General features: G+C 64.2%; 20 protein-coding genes. 11 read left to right on the forward strand and 9 right to left on the reverse strand.

Features of this window, described 5'->3' with window-relative positions; genetic code table 11:
• Nucleotides 1-14: 14 nt before the first annotated feature.
• Together AC1DIO_RS19045 and AC1DIO_RS19050 are read left to right on the forward strand one after the other, a co-directional pair.
• On the forward strand, nt 15-398 hold the full coding sequence (locus tag AC1DIO_RS19045; protein WP_476853888.1) for a hypothetical protein: 384 nt from the start codon (nt 15-17) through the stop codon (nt 396-398).
• The gene (locus AC1DIO_RS19050) at nt 391-1,185 is read left to right on the forward strand and encodes an SDR family NAD(P)-dependent oxidoreductase (protein WP_441507023.1); all 795 of its coding nucleotides are present in this window, start codon (nt 391-393) and stop codon (nt 1,183-1,185) included. The genes AC1DIO_RS19045 and AC1DIO_RS19050 overlap by 8 nt, the downstream gene beginning before the upstream one ends.
• Nucleotides 1,186-1,322: 137 nt before the next feature.
• On the opposite strand, the gene AC1DIO_RS19055 is transcribed toward AC1DIO_RS19050, so the two are convergent.
• Nucleotides 1,323-2,561 carry a carboxylate-amine ligase gene (locus AC1DIO_RS19055; RefSeq protein ID WP_476853889.1) on the reverse strand — a complete coding sequence of 413 codons (1,239 nt, stop codon included), beginning with the start codon at nt 2,559-2,561 and terminating at the stop codon, nt 1,323-1,325.
• Between the two features lie 449 nt (nt 2,562-3,010).
• Here AC1DIO_RS19055 and AC1DIO_RS19060 point away from each other — a divergent pair, with 449 nt between their 5' ends.
• The 4 genes from AC1DIO_RS19060 (at nt 3,011) to AC1DIO_RS19075 (ending at nt 6,974) form a co-directional block, all read left to right on the forward strand.
• Nucleotides 3,011-3,739, forward strand: a complete 729-nt coding sequence (locus AC1DIO_RS19060) for a glutathione S-transferase family protein (protein WP_476853890.1) — start codon at nt 3,011-3,013, stop codon at nt 3,737-3,739.
• Nucleotides 3,740-4,296: 557 nt separating this feature from the next.
• Complete coding sequence (locus AC1DIO_RS19065) at nt 4,297-5,337, forward strand: DUF3616 domain-containing protein (RefSeq protein ID WP_441488245.1); 1,041 nt, start codon at nt 4,297-4,299, stop codon at nt 5,335-5,337.
• Entirely contained in the window at nt 5,334-5,900 is a 567-nt protein-coding gene (locus AC1DIO_RS19070) for an NUDIX hydrolase (protein ID WP_476768929.1), read from the forward strand. The genes AC1DIO_RS19065 and AC1DIO_RS19070 overlap by 4 nt, the downstream gene beginning before the upstream one ends.
• A gap of 174 nt (nt 5,901-6,074) precedes the next feature.
• Nucleotides 6,075-6,974, forward strand: a complete 900-nt coding sequence (locus AC1DIO_RS19075) for a hypothetical protein (RefSeq protein WP_476853891.1) — start codon at nt 6,075-6,077, stop codon at nt 6,972-6,974.
• A 14-nt stretch (nt 6,975-6,988) separates the two neighbouring features.
• Here the strand turns inward: AC1DIO_RS19075 and gpmI are convergent, their stop codons facing one another.
• Nucleotides 6,989-8,503 carry a 2,3-bisphosphoglycerate-independent phosphoglycerate mutase gene (gene gpmI / locus AC1DIO_RS19080; protein ID WP_476853892.1) on the reverse strand — a complete coding sequence of 505 codons (1,515 nt, stop codon included), beginning with the start codon at nt 8,501-8,503 and terminating at the stop codon, nt 6,989-6,991.
• A gap of 116 nt (nt 8,504-8,619) precedes the next feature.
• Between gpmI and AC1DIO_RS19085 the strand changes: the two genes are divergently transcribed.
• Together AC1DIO_RS19085 and AC1DIO_RS19090 are read left to right on the forward strand one after the other, a co-directional pair.
• Complete coding sequence (locus AC1DIO_RS19085; protein WP_476853893.1) at nt 8,620-9,363, forward strand: haloacid dehalogenase type II; 744 nt, start codon at nt 8,620-8,622, stop codon at nt 9,361-9,363.
• A gap of 37 nt (nt 9,364-9,400) precedes the next feature.
• Complete coding sequence (locus tag AC1DIO_RS19090; RefSeq protein WP_441488240.1) at nt 9,401-10,087, forward strand: glutathione S-transferase family protein; 687 nt, start codon at nt 9,401-9,403, stop codon at nt 10,085-10,087.
• A 36-nt stretch (nt 10,088-10,123) separates the two neighbouring features.
• Here AC1DIO_RS19090 and AC1DIO_RS19095 read toward each other — a convergent pair whose 3' ends face one another.
• Nucleotides 10,124-10,723: a dioxygenase family protein gene (locus tag AC1DIO_RS19095; protein ID WP_476853894.1), complete on the reverse strand. Its 600-nt coding sequence runs from the start codon at nt 10,721-10,723 to the stop codon at nt 10,124-10,126.
• Between the two features lie 180 nt (nt 10,724-10,903).
• On the opposite strand from AC1DIO_RS19095, the gene AC1DIO_RS19100 reads away from it, so the two are divergent.
• Nucleotides 10,904-12,577 (forward strand): formate--tetrahydrofolate ligase, encoded by a 1,674-nt coding sequence (locus AC1DIO_RS19100; RefSeq protein WP_441507015.1) that lies wholly within the window; start codon nt 10,904-10,906, stop codon nt 12,575-12,577.
• A gap of 143 nt (nt 12,578-12,720) precedes the next feature.
• Complete coding sequence (locus AC1DIO_RS19105; protein ID WP_476853895.1) at nt 12,721-14,490, forward strand: sensor domain-containing diguanylate cyclase; 1,770 nt, start codon at nt 12,721-12,723, stop codon at nt 14,488-14,490.
• Here AC1DIO_RS19105 and AC1DIO_RS19110 read toward each other — a convergent pair whose 3' ends face one another.
• A complete protein-coding gene (locus AC1DIO_RS19110; protein ID WP_441488236.1) occupies nt 14,491-15,528 on the reverse strand; it encodes an L-idonate 5-dehydrogenase in 1,038 nt (345 codons plus the stop codon).
• A 138-nt stretch (nt 15,529-15,666) separates the two neighbouring features.
• Between AC1DIO_RS19110 and AC1DIO_RS19115 the strand changes: the two genes are divergently transcribed.
• A complete protein-coding gene (locus AC1DIO_RS19115; RefSeq protein ID WP_476853896.1) occupies nt 15,667-16,434 on the forward strand; it encodes an SDR family oxidoreductase in 768 nt (255 codons plus the stop codon).
• Between the two features lie 8 nt (nt 16,435-16,442).
• Here the strand turns inward: AC1DIO_RS19115 and AC1DIO_RS19120 are convergent, their stop codons facing one another.
• From AC1DIO_RS19120 to AC1DIO_RS19140, 5 genes are all read right to left on the reverse strand, one after another.
• Nucleotides 16,443-17,456: a GlxA family transcriptional regulator gene (locus AC1DIO_RS19120; RefSeq protein WP_476853897.1), complete on the reverse strand. Its 1,014-nt coding sequence runs from the start codon at nt 17,454-17,456 to the stop codon at nt 16,443-16,445.
• A complete protein-coding gene (locus AC1DIO_RS19125; RefSeq protein ID WP_476853898.1) occupies nt 17,453-18,016 on the reverse strand; it encodes an isochorismatase family protein in 564 nt (187 codons plus the stop codon). Before AC1DIO_RS19125 ends, AC1DIO_RS19120 begins: the two co-directional genes overlap by 4 nt.
• A 132-nt stretch (nt 18,017-18,148) precedes the next feature.
• Nucleotides 18,149-18,550, reverse strand: coding sequence for a low affinity iron permease family protein (locus tag AC1DIO_RS19130; RefSeq protein ID WP_476853899.1), 402 nt, complete (start codon nt 18,548-18,550; stop codon nt 18,149-18,151).
• A 90-nt stretch (nt 18,551-18,640) separates the two neighbouring features.
• Nucleotides 18,641-19,477 (reverse strand): S-formylglutathione hydrolase, encoded by an 837-nt coding sequence (gene fghA / locus AC1DIO_RS19135; protein WP_441488231.1) that lies wholly within the window; start codon nt 19,475-19,477, stop codon nt 18,641-18,643.
• A 132-nt stretch (nt 19,478-19,609) separates the two neighbouring features.
• A partial coding sequence (locus AC1DIO_RS19140; protein ID WP_476853900.1) for a zinc-binding dehydrogenase occupies nt 19,610-20,013 on the reverse strand: 404 nt, incomplete at its 5' end.

Raw genomic sequence — 20,013 nt, forward strand, 5'->3', positions numbered from 1 at the left:
TCGGAGCCTAGCCTATGGAACCCTTCCTGATCAGTATCATCGCCATGCACGTTCTCTCCTCGGTGTTCTGGGCCGGCACGACATTCGTGCTGGCCCGTACTGGTGCAAACGACGTCGCCCGCCTCTTCCGCCCGCAGTTCGGTGCCGCCGTCGTCGCGATGATCTCTGGCGCGCTCCTGTGGAGTTTCATCCATGCCGGGAACGTCGGAAACGCAGAAATGCTGCTTGCGCTCGGCGCCGGCACCGCGGTGGCGGCGTTGGTGATTCAGGCTGTCGGGGTGCTGCGCGGTTTGCGCAGGACCGGCCAAGCTGCGCCCTGGCTGGGTCTCCTCTATCGGATCTCAGCCGGGCTGCTGCTCGTTACCGTGATCTGCATGACGGTCGCACGTTATGTCTGAGCAACCGTCGACCGTGTCGCACATCCCGACTTTCCCCGACCTCGCCGGCAAAACGGCGCTGGTCACCGGCGGCTCCGGCGGGATCGGCGCCGAAACCGCGCGTTGGCTGGCGCATAACGGGGTTTCCGTGACGGTTGCCGGCCGCGACCAACCCCGGCTCGACACCGTGCTGCGCTCCCTGGAGGCGATCTCCGACGGGCATGCCGCCGTCCGGATCGACTGCACCCGGCACGACGAGTTGGAGACCGCGCGTGCCGCGTTCGTTGCACGGCGCGGCAAGCTCGACATTCTCGCCGCCTTCGCCGGCGGTGGGACCAGCAGGCCCGTTGCGCTGGAGGATGTGACTGAGGCGGACTGGCACTCCAGCCTTGATCACAATCTGACCGCCACGTTCTTGACGCTCAAAACCTTCCTGCCAAGCCTCAAGCAGGGCCGCGGCGGCGCCGTCATCACCATGGCCTCGACAGCCGGCCGCGCGCCTTCGCAGGCGCCGCTCGGCTATGGGGTCGCCAAGGCCGGCGTCATCATGCTCACACAGCAAGCCGCACACGACCTCGGGCCATCCAGCGTGCGCGTGAACTGCATTTCACCATCGGCCGTATTGACCGACCGGACCGCAACACACATGCCTCCCGCCGTCAGGGCGCAGGTGGTCCTCGCTCATCCGGTCCGGCGGCTCGGCTCGCCGGCAGACGTGGCGGCGGCCACGCTGTTCCTCGCTTCGGAGAGTTCGGGCTGGTTGACCGGCGCAACCCTCGACATCGCCGGCGGACGGCTGATGCACTGATCACCGGCGCCAAAGCCGGCGAACCAGGCCAGTTGGGCTGGCAAGCGATCGCCTCGCCCCCCTGCCCCGCCCAAGAAGGCCCTTGGACAAGGACTCGCATTGAGCCCGTCGGGGCGCTTCGGTCGCCTGTATGCGTCTCAGCTGTCCCTGTCGGGCGCGAACATGGTGCCTTGCTGGAGACAGTCGCAGAGATCGCGATAGACCGCGGCCAATCGCTCACGTGACGGGCTGGCCCCCACTGCATCCTCGATGCGGCGGGCAAGGCTGCCATGCTTCAGGATGGTTGCCCAGATTGGTGTCCAGCGCGCTGGATCAATGCCCGAGCTGTCATCCATGTTCTCCAGAATGTGTCGCCAGAGATCGCCGGCGCGACAGGACTGACCGGAATAGTCGAACAGCCTGAGATAGGCCCCATCATCGATCATGGCGTCCTCGGCGGATATCACGCAGCTGTCGAATATCCGGGCCAGCTCCTCGGAGGCCATGTCGCCGCTGAGGCGCTGGAGATCGCCGTAGAGGCGATGGACTGCTCCAACGACAGCGGCGGCAACTGCGAGATCGGCTTCGGGGCACTCCTGGGTATCGATGACCCGAATTTCGATTGTGTTTCGGTCGAAACGGGGGATGCAGCCCCTGGCATTGAGCCAGGGGTGCCTGAGGATTCCGCCGGGATCTGCAGACGCCATGACGGCATAGATCGGCTCGAGAATCGTGTCTTCGTACGCGCGTTGACTGGAGACGCTGTCGGGAATGATCAGGCCGTTGATCAGGGGATAGGCCTTCGCATTGGTTCTGTAGGCCCTCATGCGGAAATCGCGGTAGGCGGTGCGCTGGCCGTCGGCAATGGGCGAGCTTGCAGCCAATGCTGGAATGATCGGCAGGACGCGACGGATCGCTTCGTGGAGCCGCGCAAATTGATCGTCGTCGGCAAAGGGGAGATTGAGATGGACGCTCTGCAGATTGGTCCACCCATGCGATCTGGTTTCGAAGATGCGCTGATAGGTGCGGTAGATTCCGTGGGGATCAATCGGCCACGGCTGAGCATCATATCGGGGATCCAGCCACGGATGCATTGCCGTCGGCATCAGGCGCGCTCCGTGGCCCAGAAGGGTCTTGTTCAATGCGATGACCTCGCCTTGCAGGGGCTGGGCGAGGTCTTCCAATCTGGCCGCTGGAGCGAGATTCTTCGCTTCCAGGACATGAAGCACGAACTCGTTGGACCAGCCGATCAAGCCTCGCTCCATAGCTACGGCGCCCGTGCCGGCGGCATGCGCCAGGACGATATCTGCAATGGAGCGGCATTCCAGATCGGCGGTTCCGACGATCGCGTATTCAATCTCGATTCCGAACCCTTCGAACGCATTGAGCGGCCTCATCCCAGGGACTCCGAAGAGCGAGGCGTCATCTGACATGTGCGCGGGGCTTGAACGGGATCGAGTGTGGCAGACAGCATGGGAGGGCCTTCCTGGGAGCGACTCCCGGAGACCCTAGGCTTGCAATCACCAGCAATTGCTTTCGCTGAAGCAGAAAGAGGCGCGCAGGACAGGACCAGGCAGTGGCATTCCGTCCACGGGAGATCAAAGGACGAGCCGGGATTTCGAGAACGGCTGCTGCCGCTCGCACGAAGGAACTGGCGAACGCGATCGCAACAACGAGACGCCGGCGCCCCTGCGGTCCTTGAAGGCCAGCTCTCCAGATGATGAACCCAGCGCAGGCGAGCCGCTCGCTCAAAGTCTATGAGAGTAGACGCTGAGTCCACCGTTGCCAATCTACAGGTCGGGCGTCCACATCCGCATATCCAGCGCATCGACGTTGGAGAAACGACATGAACCCGATATCTGAACCGATCCTCACCTCCGGCTTTCCGCTCGGCAGTTCCGCAGGGCTGGTGACCGCCTTCGAATGGCTCGGCCAGCCATATCGCCTCACCAGGGTGGATATGCTGGGAGAAATGCGCACCGACGCCTACAAACGCCTGAACGGCCGCGTGGAGACGCCCGTGCTGATCACCGGCGAAGGCCGTGTCCTCACCGAGACGATGGCGATCGCCCTGTGGCTGGAGGCGCGCGACCTTGACCGCCGCATCAGCTTCGAACCCGGCACGCCGGAGGCCGACCGGCTGCATCAATACGTCGCCTTCCTCAATACCGGCTTCACCGGTGCGTTCGTCCCGATGTGGGTGGCGCTGGAAGCGGAAGGTGTAACGGAGGAGTATCGCGAAACGCTGCGCAAGTTCGGCCGCAGCTTTGTCGCCGAGCGCCATGGACAACTCGAGGCGATGATCGGCGACAGCGACTACCTGCTCGGCGACAGACCGACGCTGGCCGATGCGGTGTTTGCCGGCGTTGCGCGCTGGGTGGACTTCCACAAGGCCGTCGACCCACGCGACTATCCCCGCATCCTGGCGCTGCGCAAGCGCATCGAAGCCGATCCCGCGTTTCGCTTCGCGGTATCCATCGAGGACGGCAAACAGGCGGCAGGCAGTGGCGCGATGAAGGGTCTCGTTCCGCTCGCCGATGTCCTGCGCAACGCAGACGGCGTACTCGCGGCCTGAGACGCATGAGAACTGACTGCGCGCCATGGGTGGTGGCGCGCAATCCCCCTCTCCGCTCAGGGCGTGCGGGGGCTTTCGTTGAAGGCCCGGACTGCTGCAGCGGCGAGGTCGCCGACCGATCTTGAAGGATCTGACATCAAACGAGCCACGATCCCTCCAAGCCTCGCCTTCGCAGCTTCGGCCTCATCTCCGGCAAGATCTGGGTCGCTTCTTACAGTTTCCCATGCTCGGGCGTGGATGGCCTCTGCGATAAGCATCTCTTTTGAATTCAAGACGCCGGGAACACGGAAATCGAGGGGCAGCATAGAAAGGGTCTCGGTGAACCCGCGCTAGATAGTCCTCGCATTCCGAACGGCAAGGGCTCCGCCCTCCGTCGCCGGGGCGGGGCTCGACTGGATTCCGGCTGTCTGCCGCGACCAGCGCGGTGAGAGTGCGAGAAGCACGTCAATCGCACACAAGGGCGAGCCTGACCGGCCCCGAATGTGCATGATGCGGACTAATGCTTTGACAGCACCGGGCGCGACGCGCTCAATCCCGCGGCAACCGGAAACCCTGCCATGCCTCGCCTTGCCTTGACGTCGACTGCTCTCGCCACAGCGCTGCTGCTCGCGCTACCGGCGTCAGCCAAGACGCTGAAGCCCGTCCGCAATGTCGAAGCGACCGAGGATTTTGCTGGCAAGAAGCCCGACAAGGCAGCCAAGGATGTCAGCGGCCTGGCCTGCCTGCCGGCGAATGGCGAGGAGCGGCGCTGCCTCCTGGCGAATGACGAGAACCGCTCGGCCCAGTTCGCTATCCTGACCAAGGGGCGCATCAAGCCTGCCGGCGTGGTCGAGCTGATCGGGGACAGCCCCTCCCCGACCGCGCTCGGCGCGATCCCCGCGTCTCCTTGTCCGACGATCGGCGGTTATGGCGAGTTCGACGGCGAGGCGGTCGCCTACGCCGCGCCCTATTTCTACATCGCCGGTTCGCATGGCTGCTCGCGCAGCAGCAGCGAGTTTCGCCTCTCGTCGTTCCAGCTCGCGCGGGTCAAGGTCGATACGGCCGGCACCCCCATCGGCCAGGTTGAACTGACCTACCGCCTGAGTGATCTGTTGCGTCGTGCCGGCGAGGTTGCGCCCTTTTTCGGCAAGCCCCTGACGGATGGCAACGGCCTGAACATCGAAGGCATAGCGACCGCTCATGACAGGCTCTGGATCGGGCTGCGGGCGCCGTCGCAGAACGGTCGCGCCTTCCTGCTAGAAACAAATCCGGACGAGCTCTTCGCGCCCGGCAATGAACCCGCGCAGGGCACTCCGACTGTGATCGCTTTCCCGGCTGGCCCGAATCGCGGCGTGCGCGACCTTGCTGCACTGCGGGACGGACGCCTGCTGGTCCTGGTCGGCCCTGCGCAGGAACAGGACGTTCCCTATGGCCTGCTGCTGCTTGACCCTGCCGCGCCCCAGTCACCGAGGGATCTCGGCACACTTGCACCGCCCAAGGATGCCAAGGCGGAGGTCGTGACCATTCTCGAGGAAAGGCCTGGTCGCCTGCGCTTCCTGATCGGTTATGATGGCATCAAGAATGGTCGATTCCAGGAATACGAGCTGCAACTGCCATGACTATTTCCTTCCGGTCTCGCCTTGAGGGCGTAGTGACGCGCTATCGCGCCGAGGTCGCCTCGCGGCGTGAGCATCTGTCGCTGTTGCGCTGGCAGATTGCCGCAGGCCATGCGCTCGACGAGCGCGACACCTTTCCGGGCCATGTCACGACCAGTGCGATCGTCCTGTCGCCGGATCACGCCCAGGTACTGCTGATCGACCATGTCGTCATCGGTCGCTGGCTGCAGCCTGGCGGCCATTACGAAGAGGCCGAAGCATTCAACCTTTCCGCTGCGCGCGAGGCCATCGAAGAGACCGGCGTCAGTAGGCTTGCCCTGCATCCCTGGCATCGCGGCGACGATCTGCCCTTCGTCATCGACAGCCATGACGTCCCCGGAAAACCCTCGCGCGGAGAGCCGGACCATATCCATCACGATCTGCAATATCTCTTCGTCGCCGATCCCGCGGTGCCGCTCGTCGCGCAGCTCGAGGAAGTTCACGCCGCCGCCTGGAAGCCTGCCGCCGAACTCGCCGGCATTGCGCCGCTCGTTGCGGCCCGCCTCGCTTCGGTTGCGGTGCGATAGCGGTGTCGCTGCAAAGATGTAACTTTATTATATTTTGGGAAGCCGGCGCAGTCTCGCCATTCCCGACCAATTTCGCGAGGATTCTCCCCGCAACGATTCTGGCAGCCAGCTAACGCTCTTGCAAATCATTTGCATCTGATCGATCTTGGGGCATCGATACCCGAGGACTGACCGATGCTGCCGAAGATTGCCGCCGCTGCCCTTGCCCTGAGCGCTCTTTCCGCCAACGCCTTGGCAACCGACCTGCCTACCCGCAAGAGCGCACCTGCCGCCCAGCCGACGCTCTCAGCCTGCACCGAGAGCGAAGGCATCCCGACCGACGCTTTTGGCTTCACAACCGGTTCGGACGTAGCGGATCTCGGTTCGTTCGGGCCGAGCCTGACCTATGGCGGCGCGTTCGGCACGCGCAGTGGCCAGTCGAACGCCCACGGCGCACAGCTCCAGGGCTCCTATGGGCTCTTCCCCTGCTTCGAGCTCGGCCCCTATCTGCTCGGTGGCTACACCAATGCCTCAGCCGAGGGGATCAGTGCGAACTCAAGCAATAATGGTGCCGGCGTCGAGATGAAATACCGCCTGCTCGGCCGTAACTTGCACGGCATCGGCCTGACGGTGGTGCTCGATCCCAGCGTCAACGGCACCGATCCGGACGGCGCCGGCCGCTTCACCACTTTCAATACCGGCATCCGTCTCTTCGCCGACAAGGCGCTGCTGCCCGGCAAGCTCTATGCCGCGCTCAATCTCTCCCAGGACATGACCTGGACCGGCCCCGACCGCTACGGGCGCTCGTCGACCTTTACGGCCTCAGGATCACTGGCCTGGCAGGTCATCGACGGCCTCTATGTCAGCGGCGAGGTCCGCCATCTGCGGCGCTACAACGATCTCGGCTTCGGCAACGAAGCGGGTTACGCCACATTCGCCGGCCCCGGCATCTACTGGCAGGCGACGAAACAGCTCGCGCTCTCGGCCGCCTACAATATCCAGGTCGCCGGCAAGGCCAAGGGTGAACCCCGTAATCTGGACCTCACCAATTTCAGCCAGCATCCCGTCAAGGTGAAAGCCGCCTACAGCTTCTGATCAGCCTACATTGGTCAGCGCAGCAGCGAGCGGCCGGTCATCTCGTCCGGCTGCTTCAGCCCCATCAATGCCAGCAGTGTCGGTGCGACATCGGCGAGCCTGCCATCGGCCAACGCCTTCGCCTCACTGCCGATCAGCATGACGGGCACCGGAAATGTCGTGTGGGCGGTATGCGGTTTGCCGGTCACCGGATCAACCATCAGTTCGCTGTTGCCGTGGTCGGCTGTGACCAGCAGCGCGCCGCCCATCTGCTCGATTGCCTTGGCAATCCGGCCCAGACCCGCATCGACGGTTTCTACCGCCTTGATCGCCGCCGAAAGCACTCCGGTATGCCCAACCATGTCGGGATTGGCGAAGTTCAGCACGACGAGATCGTATCGCCCCGAAGTGATCGCCGCGACGGCGCGTTCCGTCAGATCCGGCGCCGACATTTCGGGCTGCAGATCATAGGTCGCGACCTTGGGAGACGGCACCATCACCCGGTCCTCGCCGGGATAGAGGCGCTCTTCGCCACCATTGAAGAAATAGGTCACATGCGGATATTTCTCAGTCTCCGCCATGCGGACCTGCATCCGCCCTGCCTTGGCGACGGTCTCTCCGAGACCGTTCGAGAGCGTCTGCGGCGGAAACAGCGCCGGCATGATCTTGTCGAGTTCGGCGCTGTAGGAGGTCATGCTGACCGCCCTGGAAAGCTTCGGCACGCGAGCCCGAGCAAAGCCCGTGAAATCCGGGTCGAGTACCGCGGCCAGAATCTCGCGAATCCGGTCCGAGCGAAAATTGAAGCTGAGCAACCCGTCGCCGTCCCGCATGCCGGCATATCCAGCGATCACGGTCGGAACGATGAACTCGTCATTGACGCCCTCCGCATAGGCGCCGGCGACCGCCTCCCCGGCCGTCGCGAAGGCCTTGCCCTCGCCCAGCACCATGGCGCGCCAGGCCTGCTCGACGCGCTCCCAGCGATTGTCGCGATCCATCGCGAAATAACGGCCCGACAGGCTGCCGATCACAGCCTCCTTCGGCAGGGCCGCGGCGAAATCGCGTACATACTCTGCCGCCGATTGCGGTGGGGTGTCTCGTCCATCCGTGAAGACATGGACGCAGACCGGGATACCCTGCCCGGTCAGAATCCGGGCCAGCGCCACGGCGTGATCCTGATGGGCGTGCACGCCGCCAGGCGAGACGAGGCCGAGCAGGTGGCAGGTGCCCCCTGTATCCCTGAGTTTCGCGACAAGCCCGGTCGCGTCCAGCGCCTGCGCGATCGACTTGTCCTGGATCGCCTGGTTGATCCGCGGCAGGTCCTGCATGACGACGCGCCCGGCGCCGAGATTGAGATGGCCGACCTCGGAATTACCCATCTGGCCTTCCGGCAAGCCGACATCGAGCCCCGAAGTCTTCAGGAAAGCGCGCGGCGCACTGGCCCAATAGCGATCGAAATTCGGCGTGTTCGCCAGCTTCACCGCATTATTGGTTTCATCCTCGCGCCAGCCCCAGCCATCGAGGACCATCAGCATCACGGGGCGGTTCGACATGCGGCAACCTGTGGGCATCAAGGAGAAACTGCTTGTGCGGATATCACGCACCGCGCCGCCAACGCGAGTGCTAAGAAGAAGCACCGATCCCCGACCCCACGGCAAGGGAACCGCCCATGGCGCTCAAAGCCCTCGTTTTCGACGCCTATGGCACCTTGTTCGACGTCCAATCCGTTGCCGGCGTCACTGACGAGGCGTTTCCCGGCCATGGCGAAACGATCACCCAGATCTGGCGGCTGAAGCAGCTCGAGTACACCTGGCTCAGGGCGCTGATGGGCCGCTATGAGGATTTCTGGACGGTCACGCGCGACTCGCTCGACTTCACGTTGGCGACATTCGGGCTGGCGCCGCCGCCCGATCTGATCGCCAGAATTGCGGCAGCCTATGACGCGCTCGCGCTCTACCCGGAGGCAAGGCAAGCACTCGAGGAGCTTGCGGGCTTCCGTTTCGCCATTTTCTCGAATGGCAGCCCGGCCATGTTGAAGCGCCTCGTCGCCCAGGCCGGCATCGACGAGTTGCTGGAAGCCGTGATCAGCGTCGACGAGATCGGCGTCTACAAGCCGGATCCCCGCGGCTATGAGCTGGTAGAGAAGCGACTGGGCCTTGCCCGCGAGGAGATCCTCTTCGTTTCCTCCAACGGTTTCGATATCGCCGGCGCCAAAGCCTATGGCTTCACCGTCGCGCGCATCGAGCGCATTCCCGCAACGGCCTTGCGTGCCGAGCTGGCGGCCCCCGGCGGGATCGGCCCCACGGCACTGTTCAAGGCTCTGCGCATGCAACCGGAACGGCTCGGGGCGGGCGCCGACCTCACTATCGCCAGGCTGACGGATCTTGCAGCTTACGCGACGAAACAGCGGTAAGACCCGCTCGATCACCCTGCGCCAGGAGACCCAATCGATGATCAAGTTCTACTATCATCCGTCGCCGAACCCCGCGAAGATCGCGCTCTTCCTTGAGGAAGCCGGGCTGCCCTACGAGATGGTGCCGGTCGATACCCGGCGTGGCGACCAGTTCAAGCCCGAGTTCCTGGCGATCAATCCCAATGCCAAGACGCCAGCCCTGACTGATGGCGACGTCACGATCTTCGATAGCAACGCGATCCTGCTTTATCTCGCGGAGAAGACCGGCAAGTTCCTCCCCGAGAGCACACCGGCGGCACGAGGCCAGATGCTCTCCTGGTTGATGTTCGTCGCCACCGGCATCGGCCCCTATTGTGGACAGGCCGTGCATTTCACCCGTTTTGCGCCTGAGAAGATCCCCTACGCAATCAACCGCTACTCGCGCGAGGCCGAACGGCATTGGGGCATCATCAACGACCAGCTCGGCAAGCATCGTTACATGCTGGGAGACAGCTACACGCTGATCGACATGTCGGTCTGGGGCTGGTCGACGCGCGCGGCCTTCGCGCTCGGTGAAGAGGCCTTCGGCAAGCTGACCAACGTCAAGCGCCATCTCGATGAGATTTCCGCTCGCCCCGCCGCTCAGCGCGCGGTGGCATTGAAGGATCAGTTCGCCTTCAAGACGGAATTCGACGAGGAAGCGCGCAAGTTCCTGTTCCCGCAGAACGCCCATCTCGTCGCGTGAGCCAAAGCCCGAGCGGGCCGGCTCACGCCGGTTCGCTCAGGCCGCGATCACGAAATCGAACCGGCCGAGACGCCCACCTTCGGCAGCGCGGATATCCATCAGCAGCGCACGATCGAAGATACCGTCGCGCGCATTGCCGGGCTCGCTCGGGAAATAGAGCTGGGTCGTCAGGACCGGCCCCTGTCCCGCCCGAACCTTCACATGAAAATGCCGTGTCCGGCCGGGATAGAGGCCGGGCATGCGGGTGATGAACTGGTACCGGCCCTGCGCGTCGGTGAACTGGTGGCCTCGGAAGAGAAAGCCCGCATTGTCGTAGTCGCCGTTCGCATTGGCATGCCAGAGATCGACCAGGGCTCCGCCGACCGGGCGGCATTGCGGCTTCAGCACGAAACCGGACAGCACAAGCATCTCGCCTGGCCCATCTCCGCGCAGATCCCGCTTGAGCGGGGAGGACGGCGTGAAATACGGCCCCTCGGTCTGGCGCCTGGTAACCGCCGCCCTACCCTCGCAGGCAGGCGTCATCGGAAGTTCCGCTCCTTGGGCCCGGGCAGGTTCGGGACGAGACAGCCCCGCGAGCCCGGCCGCAGCGAGCGCGGAAGCGACGAGATCACGGCGGTTGAACCCAATTTGCTGCATCGCACACTCCCATCCCGGATCCCAGTTTGGTGCCCCTCCCCTTGGGGTGAAGACCGGAGCCTTGCCAAAATATGGACGCAGCGTTCCGGGAAAGCAGTGGCAGAATGGCCCGTTTCACGGCACTGTGACCGCCGATTCCGCGTGCTCCGGTCTGGGTCGCGACGCGGCGAAGGAAACCGTATGCCGACCGATATCGAAATTGCCCGCGCAACCGAACTCACGCCCATCGCCAGCATCGCCGAAAGGGTCGGGATTCCCGAAGAGGCCCTTCATCCCTACGGCAAGTACATCGCAAAGATCGATGGCGCCGCGATCCCGGATTTCGAGCAGCGTCCGAATGGAAAGCTGATCCTCGTCACGGCGATCAGCCCGACGCCCGCCGGCGAGGGCAAGACCACCACGACGGTTGGCCTCGGCGACGGCCTGTCTCGCCTCGGCAAGCGCACCATGATCGCGCTGCGCGAACCGTCGCTCGGTCCCTGCTTCGGCATGAAGGGCGGGGCCGCCGGCGGCGGCTATGCGCAGGTCGTGCCGATGGAACAGATCAATCTGCATTTCACCGGCGATTTCCACGCCATCACCAGCGCCCACAACCTGCTCGCTGCGCTGGTCGACAATCATATCTATTGGGGCAATGCGCTCGACTTCGATGCCCGCAATGTCGCTCTGCGCCGCGTCATGGACATGAATGATCGCGCCTTGCGGCAGATCGTGTCGTCGCTGGGCGGCAATGGCAACGGCTATCCACGCGAGGACGGCTTCGACATCACTGTCGCCTCGGAAGTCATGGCGATCTTCTGCCTCGCTCGCGACCATGCCGATCTCGAGGACCGGCTCGGCCGCATCGTGGTCGGCCGCAGCCGCGACAAGCGCGCGATCACTGCCGCCGAGCTGAAGGCGACCGGCGCGATGAGCGTCCTGCTCAAGGATGCGCTCATGCCGAACCTCGTGCAGAGCCTGGAAGGGACGCCCGCCTTCGTCCATGGCGGCCCCTTCGCCAATATCGCCCATGGCTGCAACTCGGTGATCGCCACGCGCGCCGCACTGAAGCTCGCCGATTATGTCGTGACCGAAGCCGGATTCGGAGCCGATCTCGGCGCGGAAAAGTTCTTCGACATCAAATGCCGCAAGGCCGGCCTCAAGCCGGCCGCGGCGGTCGTGGTGGCGACCGTCCGCGCGCTGAAGATGCATGGCGGCGCAGCCAAGGATGCGCTCGGCCAGGAGAACCTGAAGGCGCTCGAAGCCGGGCTCTCCAACCTGACGCGCCATGTCGTCAACATCCGGAAATTCGGCGTTCCGCCGATCGTCGCGATCAACAATTTCGACAGCGACACCCATGCCGAGCATGAGCTGATCCGCCATTATTGCCGCAACCATCTTGGCGTCGAAGCCGTGATCTGCCGGCACTGGGCCGAAGGCGGCGCGGGCGCCGAGGAGCTGGCGCGCAAGGTCGCCGCACTGGCCGACGATGACGAGGCGGATTTCGCGCCGCTCTATCCAGACGCCATGCCGTTGCGCGACAAGCTGCAGACCATTGCCGAAGAGATCTACGGCGCGGCTGGCATCTCCCATGACGCCAAGGTGGGCGCGCGCTTCGCGGAACTCGAAGCTGCCGGGCATGGACACCTTCCCGTCTGCGTGGCCAAGACCCAATACTCCTTCTCGGCCGATCCCACGTTGCGCGGCGCACCCTCGGGCCACATCGTCCCGGTCCGTGAACTTCGCCTCTCGGCCGGGGCCGGCTTCGTCGTCGCGATCTGCGGGGACATCATGACCATGCCCGGTCTGCCCCGGGAGCCCGCCGCAGAACGCATCCATATCGATGCGGAAGGACAGATCGAAGGCCTCTTCTAAGCTTTTGCGGCTGGATCAGACACTGGCACGGGTGATTTCTAGCTTCACCCGTGCAAGCATCGTGACAGAAACAAGCCGAATCAAACGCGTCGAATCACGACATCCAGTTAGGTTCGGCGGACGCTGTCGGGGCACTGCTCGGGATGAGGGCGAATATCGCGCGGCCGGCCTTCACCTCGGGGTTGAGGGGCCGGGTTCTCGTCTTGACCCTGGCCGCCCTGCTTGCAGTCGCCATCCCCTCGACCGCAGCTCTTCTCTGGATCGTCAACGCGACGGTCGAGAAACTCGGCACGCTCTTCGCCGAGAAGCAGATCCTGTTCGATCGCTATCGCGGGCTGGAATCCCTGATGCGGGAGGTCTCGCTGGCCGAAACGGTGGCGCGCTCCCCAGCCATTCTTGCCTGGGCGGCAGATGAGAACGATCCCGAGAAATCCGCGCGCGGGCTCGCCGAACTTGAGCATTACCGGCTCTCGTTCAAGGATCGCAGCTATTTCGTCGTGCTCGACGGCTCCGGCAACTACTACTTCAACGACAAGCAGAACACTTACGAGACCGCCCGCAGGCGCTACACCCTCTCACGCGAGAACCCGCGCGACGGCTGGTACTACAAGACGGCGGCGCTCGGCTCCGGCTGCCACCTCAATGTCGACCACGACGACAATCTCAAAGTCACCAAGGTCTGGATCAACTGCATCATCAGCAAGGGGACCAAGCAGCTCGGCATCATCGGGACCGGCGTCGATCTCAGCCAGTTCATTCGCGAAGTCGTCGATATCCCGCAGGTCGGCGTGCAGAGCATCTTCGTCGACCGCAACGGCGCGGTGCAGGCGCATCGCGATCCGCGCCTTGTCGACTTTCATAGTCTGACAAAGGACCTCAAGGCCAAGAAGACGATCTTTGCCCTTGTCGACGAAGAAGCCGACCGTGCGGCGCTGACCGGCATGATGGCTGAGGTCGCGCGGGGTGAAGCCCCCGTCCGCTCACGCTTCATGACCGTCAGCGGCCGCGAAACGCTCGTCGGAGTGGGCTATCTCGACCGCCTGGGCTGGTTCAACATCAGCCTGATGGATGTCGACCAGATCATCGATCGAAGGCTGTTTCTTCCGATCGCATTGCTGCTGGCCACCATCCTGATGACTGCCGCCACACTGATGACCTTGCTGTTCAAACGCAGCGTTCTCGACAGGCTGGCGCGGATGGAAGCCTCCGTGATGCGCGTCCGCGCCGGCTCGTTCACACCTTCCGATACTGACGCCGGCCATGATGAGATCGGCCGCCTGTCGCGCGCCCTCGAGGAGATGGCACGCGCGGTTGGCGACAATACCGACCGACTCGAGGCAATGGTACGGGAGCGCACCGAGACGCTCGAACATCTCGCCCATCACGACCCGCTTACCTCGGTGCTGAATCGACGTGGCTTTGAAGGGGCCTTTGCCCAGGAGCAGAACCGGGCTCTTCGCACCGGGCGCCCGACGGCGCTCGCCCTGGTCGATCTCGATGACTTCAAGACGATCAACGATACCTATGGCCACCAGGCCGGTGACCGGGTCATCATCGAGGTCGTACACCGCATGTCCGCCGTGCTGCGCAACTATGATATTTGTGCCCGCTGGGGCGGCGACGAGTTCATCCTGCTGATCGCCGACAGTTCGCTTGCCTCGCTTTCGGCGATTGCCGCCAAGATCGTCAGCGAGATCAGGGCAGCCCCAATCGAGCTTAATGGGGCGCAGGCGATCACCGCGACCGTGAGCATCGGCGCCTGCATCGTCGGCCCGCTGGAAACCCTGTCGAGCGCGGCCGCCCATGCCGATGCCGCGCTCTATGCCGCCAAGCATGGCGGCCGCGACACCTTCGTCGTCTACGACCCCGCGCTGCACGGCCAGACGGGCCATCCGACGCTGCGGCTCGGCTGATCAGGCGAAGGCGAGCTGCACCTTCATCGCCCGCGACTTGTCGCCAGCCAGCTCGAAGGCCTCGACGGCCCGCTCGACCGGGATCGACGCTGTCAGCAGCGGAGAGAGATCGACGCTGCCCGAGCCGATCATCGCCACGGCCCAGTCGAACTCCTCATGGAAGCGGAATGAGCCCCGCAGATCGAACTCCTTGGCGACCAGCACGTTCATCGGCAGGGTGAAATTACCGCCGACGCCGATCTGTACAATGACCCCGCCGGGCCGCACCACGTCGAACGCACCCGTCAGCGCATGCTGGTTACCCGAGGCCTCGAACATCACGTCGAAGGCCCCCTTCTCCGCGCCGTACTCCGCCTTGAGCCGCTCCGGCTCCGCCATGACGTTGATCGCGCCCGTCGCGCCCATCTTCAATGCCGTCGGCAGCGGACCGTCGACAACGTCGGTCGCGACGATCTCGGAGGCCCCCGCTGCCCTGGCAGCGACCACGGTGAGCACGCCGATCGGCCCGGAGCCGGTCACCAGGACTCGCTTGCCGAGGAGCGGACCAGCGCGCTTGGCGGCATGGAGGCAAACCGAAAGCGGCTCGGCAAAGGCGGCCTGCGCCGCCAGCACATGCGCAGGCAGCTTCACCGCCTGCCGCTCCTCGACGACGAGCACATCGCGAAACCCGCCCTGGACATGGGGGAAGCGCATGGCGCTGCCATAGAACAGCATGTCGGTGCAGTGTTGCTGCTGGCCTGCCTGGCAGTAGCGGCAACGCCCGCAAGCCCGGCTCGGATTGACGGCGACACGGTCCCCCGGCCTGACCCGCGAGACCTCGCCGCCGACCGCCTCGACCGTCCCGGCGATCTCGTGGCCGAGGATCATCGGCTCGCGCACGCGAATCGTACCGAAGCCACCATGCTGGTAGTAGTGCAGGTCCGAGCCGCAGATCCCGCCCGCCTCGATCCGCACGCGCACATCCAGCGGTCCGAGTTCCGGCACGGGCCATTCCTCGACCCGCAGGTCCTTCGCGGCGTGGATGACGACTGCGCGCATGGCGGTTCTCCCAGGGAAGGCCTTGTCGGATTCGGCCGATCTGCAATTGTCTAATCGATTGAAAGATGCTTACCCAAGCTATGCGGGCCTGCGCAAATCGAATTTCTTCGGCCATACCTGCGCCATCGAGGATACGCCATGTCGCTTTCGCTGTTCAGCCTTGAAGGCAAGATCGCACTCATCACCGGTTCGGGCCAGGGCATCGGCCTCGCCATGGCCGAAGGTCTGAGCGAAGCTGGGGCACATGTCGTGCTCAACGGCCGCGACAAGGCCAAGCTCGAGACCGCACGCGCCGCGATCGCCAATTCCGGCCGCAATGTCTCGATCTCTGCCTTCGACGTGACCGAGCAGCAGGCCGTCGAGGCGGCCATTGCCGCGATCGAGGCCGAGGTCGGGCCGATCGACATCCTGATCAACAATGCCGGCACGCAGAAGCGGGCGCCCTTCACCGAGTTCCCCGCCGAGGACTGGCATTACCTGATCAATACCAATCTCCATTCGGTCTTCTATGTCACGCAGGCCGTGACGAAGCGGATGGTGCCGCGCGGCCGGGGCAAGATCGTCAATATCGGCTCGGTGATGAGTGAGCTCGGCCGGCCCACCATCGTGCCCTACACCGCCACCAAAGGCGCCGTGAAGATGATGACACGCGGTCTCGCCGCCGAGCTCGGCAAACATAACATCCAGACCAACGCGATCGGCCCCGGCTACATCGTCACCGAGCTCAACAAGGCGCTGATCGCCGACGAAACTTTCTCAGGCTGGGTCAAGAGCCGGACGCCCGCCGGGCGCTGGGGCGAGACTAAGGAACTGGTCGGCGCCGCGATCTTCCTCTCATCGGCAGCGTCCGACTATGTCAACGGCCATCTGCTGATGGTCGATGGCGGCCTGACATCGGTGGTCTGACCTCCGGTTCAGCCCGCAGCATTAGCCTCGCTCTGCCGCATCCGGCTCGGCGGCAGACTATGGAAGCGCCCCCAGGCCCGCCGCAATTGCCGAGGTGAAGCAAAGCCGGCGCGTTCAGCGACCGCCTCGATGTCGAGGCGGGAACCGGTCAGCAACTCTCGCGCAACGGCAACCCGCATCCGATTGACATATTCGGTGACGCTCATGCCCGCATGTTCGTTGAACAGGCGCGAGAGATTGCGCGGGCTCGTTGCGGCGGCATCGGCAAGCGTACTCACCGACCAGTCGCGCACCGGGTCGGCCGCCACCGCATCCTGTGCCCGGTGCACGGAAGGGTGGATGTGGTTGCGGCCTTCGAGCCAGGGCGAAAGCTGCGGATCGGCGCCGGCACGCCTGAGATAGACGACGAGATAGCGTGCAACTGCAAGCGCGCAGGCATGCCCCGCCATCCCCGCCACGACATGCAGCATCAGATCGATACCGGCTGTAATCCCGGCACTGGTCAGGCGCTCGCCATCCTCGACATAGAGCCGGTTCTCAAGGATTCGGGCCGCCGGCGCAGCCTCGGCGAGTTCGCTGAGGCAGTCATAATGCGTGGTGCAATCATACCCGTCGAGAAGCCCGGCGCGGCCCGCGAGCAGGGCTCCGGAGCAGATCGAGATGAAGCGGATGCCCGGACGAACCGCCCGCCGCAGCCACGCGACGATCTGCCCCTCCTGGACCGCATCCTCCTCCCGGCTCGACCCCTGATGACCAAGAGGCGCATCGGCACTGCCGGGCAGGACAAGCAGCGAGCCGTCTGGCAGAGAGGCTGGTAAGGGACCGATGGCTGTCATGCCAAGGCCGATAGAACTCCAGACATCAGGCAGCGGCCCGACATAGGTCACGGTGAAGCGCAAGGCGTCCTGTTCCAGATTGGCCCGGCGCAGCACCTCGATCGGCCCGGCGACATCGAGCAGCAGCACGCGCGGTGGTACGAGCACATAGACCGGCACCTCGACGGGCTGCTGCTCGCGCGTCATGCTGCCCGCTTCTTGCTGCGCTGAGTGAGAGCGTCCTCGACGGTGGCGATGCGCGCAAAGCGATCGGCCAGAACAAGCTCCGTCCGCGCCCGTATTTCGGCTGCGCTCCACGGGCGGCCGGCGGCATCGGTCATCGGGAAGGTCAGGGTCGCCTCGCCGACATAATCGACCTCATAGCCTAGGTCCGACGCGTGGCGCGTCGTGGTCTCGCAGCACTGCTCGGTGCGGATGCCGGAGACGATCACGCGGCGAATGCCATTCTCGGTCAGCCAGACATCAAGCCCACTGCCGACGAGTGCGCTGTGCCGCCCCTTGCGAAAGACGGCATCTGGTTCGAGCGTGAGCGGCGCGAGGGTCTTCACGTAGCCGGAACTCTCGGCGAAGGGGCCGGTCGGGTCGACGTGGAAAACCTGGACGACAGGGATGCCAGCTTCCTTGGCTCCGTCGACGAGCGCCTGAAGCCGCGTGATGAAGGGCGACACATAGGTCTCTTCAAAATAGGCACGCTGCCGGAAGGATTCCTGGACATCGATCACGAGCAAGGCGGTATCAGAGGACATTCTGCATCTCCCACTTGAGGTATGGACTCATGCTAAAGCTCTGAGTAATTGGCGAAATACCAGATCGAGACGAAGGGCGGACAAATCACGCCATGACGATAGACGATGCCTCGCTCTCCCGGCAAGCCGGAGCTAGTCACCGTTTTTCTCCCTCGCCTTCCTCGCCAGCCTCTCGAACTCCGCGCGCATCGCCTCGAGCTTCTCCTCGTCGAGTTCCTCAAGGTCGAGCAGCTCCTCCCGAGCCCCCTCAAGCCGAAGAATAAGCTCGTCGAGCTTGATCTGCATCGCTGCGGTGTCGCGGTTCTGGCTGTTCTGGATGATGAAGACCATCAGGAAGGTGACAATCGTGGTCGAGGTGTTGATCACGAGTTGCCAGGTGTCATTGAAGCCGAAGAAGGGCCCCGACACTGCCCAGACGATGATGATCGCCAGCGCCAGGAAGAAGGTCTGGGGCTTGCCGGCCAAATGGGCCGTGCTCTGGGAAAGGCGCGTGAAGAAGGAGCGTTCCGCGATCGCAGAGCGGCTCGATGGCATGATTGCTTCCCCCGCATGCGGAACGGTTACGTTCATCAACACGGGGCGGGCCAGTCCGTTCCCGGCGCCAGGGAACGGCTGCGATCCACGTCAGGGGGTCAGGCGCTGGGCGTGCCAGGAGATGTGCTGCGCCATGAAGGTGGAGACGAAATTGTAGGAATGGTCGTAGCCATCCCGCATGTGGAGCTCGAGCGGAATCCCTGCGCTGACGCAGGCCACTTCGAGCAGCCAGGGCCGCAACCCCTCCTGCAGGAAGCCGTCCGCCGTGCCCTGGTCAACCAGGAGGTCCTTGACCCGGTGGCCGTCCGCGATCAGCGCAGTACTATCGTAACGCCGCCAGCCCGCCTCATCGGAGCCGAGATATTTTTCAAAGGCCGGCCGCGACCAACCCGCCGTCGAAGGCTGCGTGATAGGTGCGAAGGCCGAGACCGAATGAAAGCGATCGGGATTTTTCAGCGCGAGGGTGATCGCGCCATGCCCCCCCATGGAATGGCCAAAGATGCCCTGCCTGCTCATGTCGACGGGAAAGTTGTGAGCGACGATCTCGCTCAGCTCTGTGAGGAGATAGCTCTCCATCCGGTAGTTCCGGGCATAGGGCTCCTGGGTCGCATCGAGATAGAAGCCCGCACCGGAGCCGAACTGCCAGTTGTCGGGCTCATCCGGCACGCCGTCGCCGCGTGGCGACGTGTCCGGGCATATGATCGCGATGCCGTTCGCGGCCGCGGCAGCGCGGTACTCGCCCTTGTCCATGACGTTCTGGTGCGAACAGGTCAGCCCCGACAGATACCAGAGCACCGGAACCGGGCCATCTTCGATCTGTGGCGGCAGGAAGATCGCGAAGGTCATCGGACAGGCGCAGACCGCGCTCTCGTGTCGGAAAACGCGCTGCGAGCCGCCGAAAGCCTTGGAGTTCGAGAGGAGTTCCATGATGTCCCTTTCGGTCGTTCGCGACGCGCAGTCCAAGCCTGATCCACATCATCATCCCTGCCGCGGTGAAGCGGAGATCAGGGATGATGACGGGTTTCCATGGAGGGTCGATGCGGCGGAAGAGCGGCCGGCTCAGTACACGACGACCGAGCGAATCGACTTGCCCTCATGCATCAGGTCGAATCCGTGATTGATCTCGTCCAGGCTGAGCTTGTGGGTGATCAGGTCGTCGATATTGATCTTCCCCTCCATGTACCAGTCGACGATCTTCGGCACATCGGTGCGCCCACGGGCGCCACCGAAGGCCGTGCCCTTCCAGACCCGCCCGGTGACGAGCTGGAACGGCCGGGTCGCGATTTCCCTGCCGGCTTCGGCAACCCCGATGACGATCGATTCACCCCAGCCGCGATGGCAGCATTCCAGCGCCTGGCGCATCACGTTGGTATTGCCGGTCGCGTCGAAGGAGAAATCGGCGCCGCCGCCGGTCAGATCGACGATCGCCTGCACCACCTTGTCGTTGCCGATCTCGGCCGGAT

The sequence above is a fragment of the Allobosea sp. 05T439 genome (assembly GCF_056396005.1).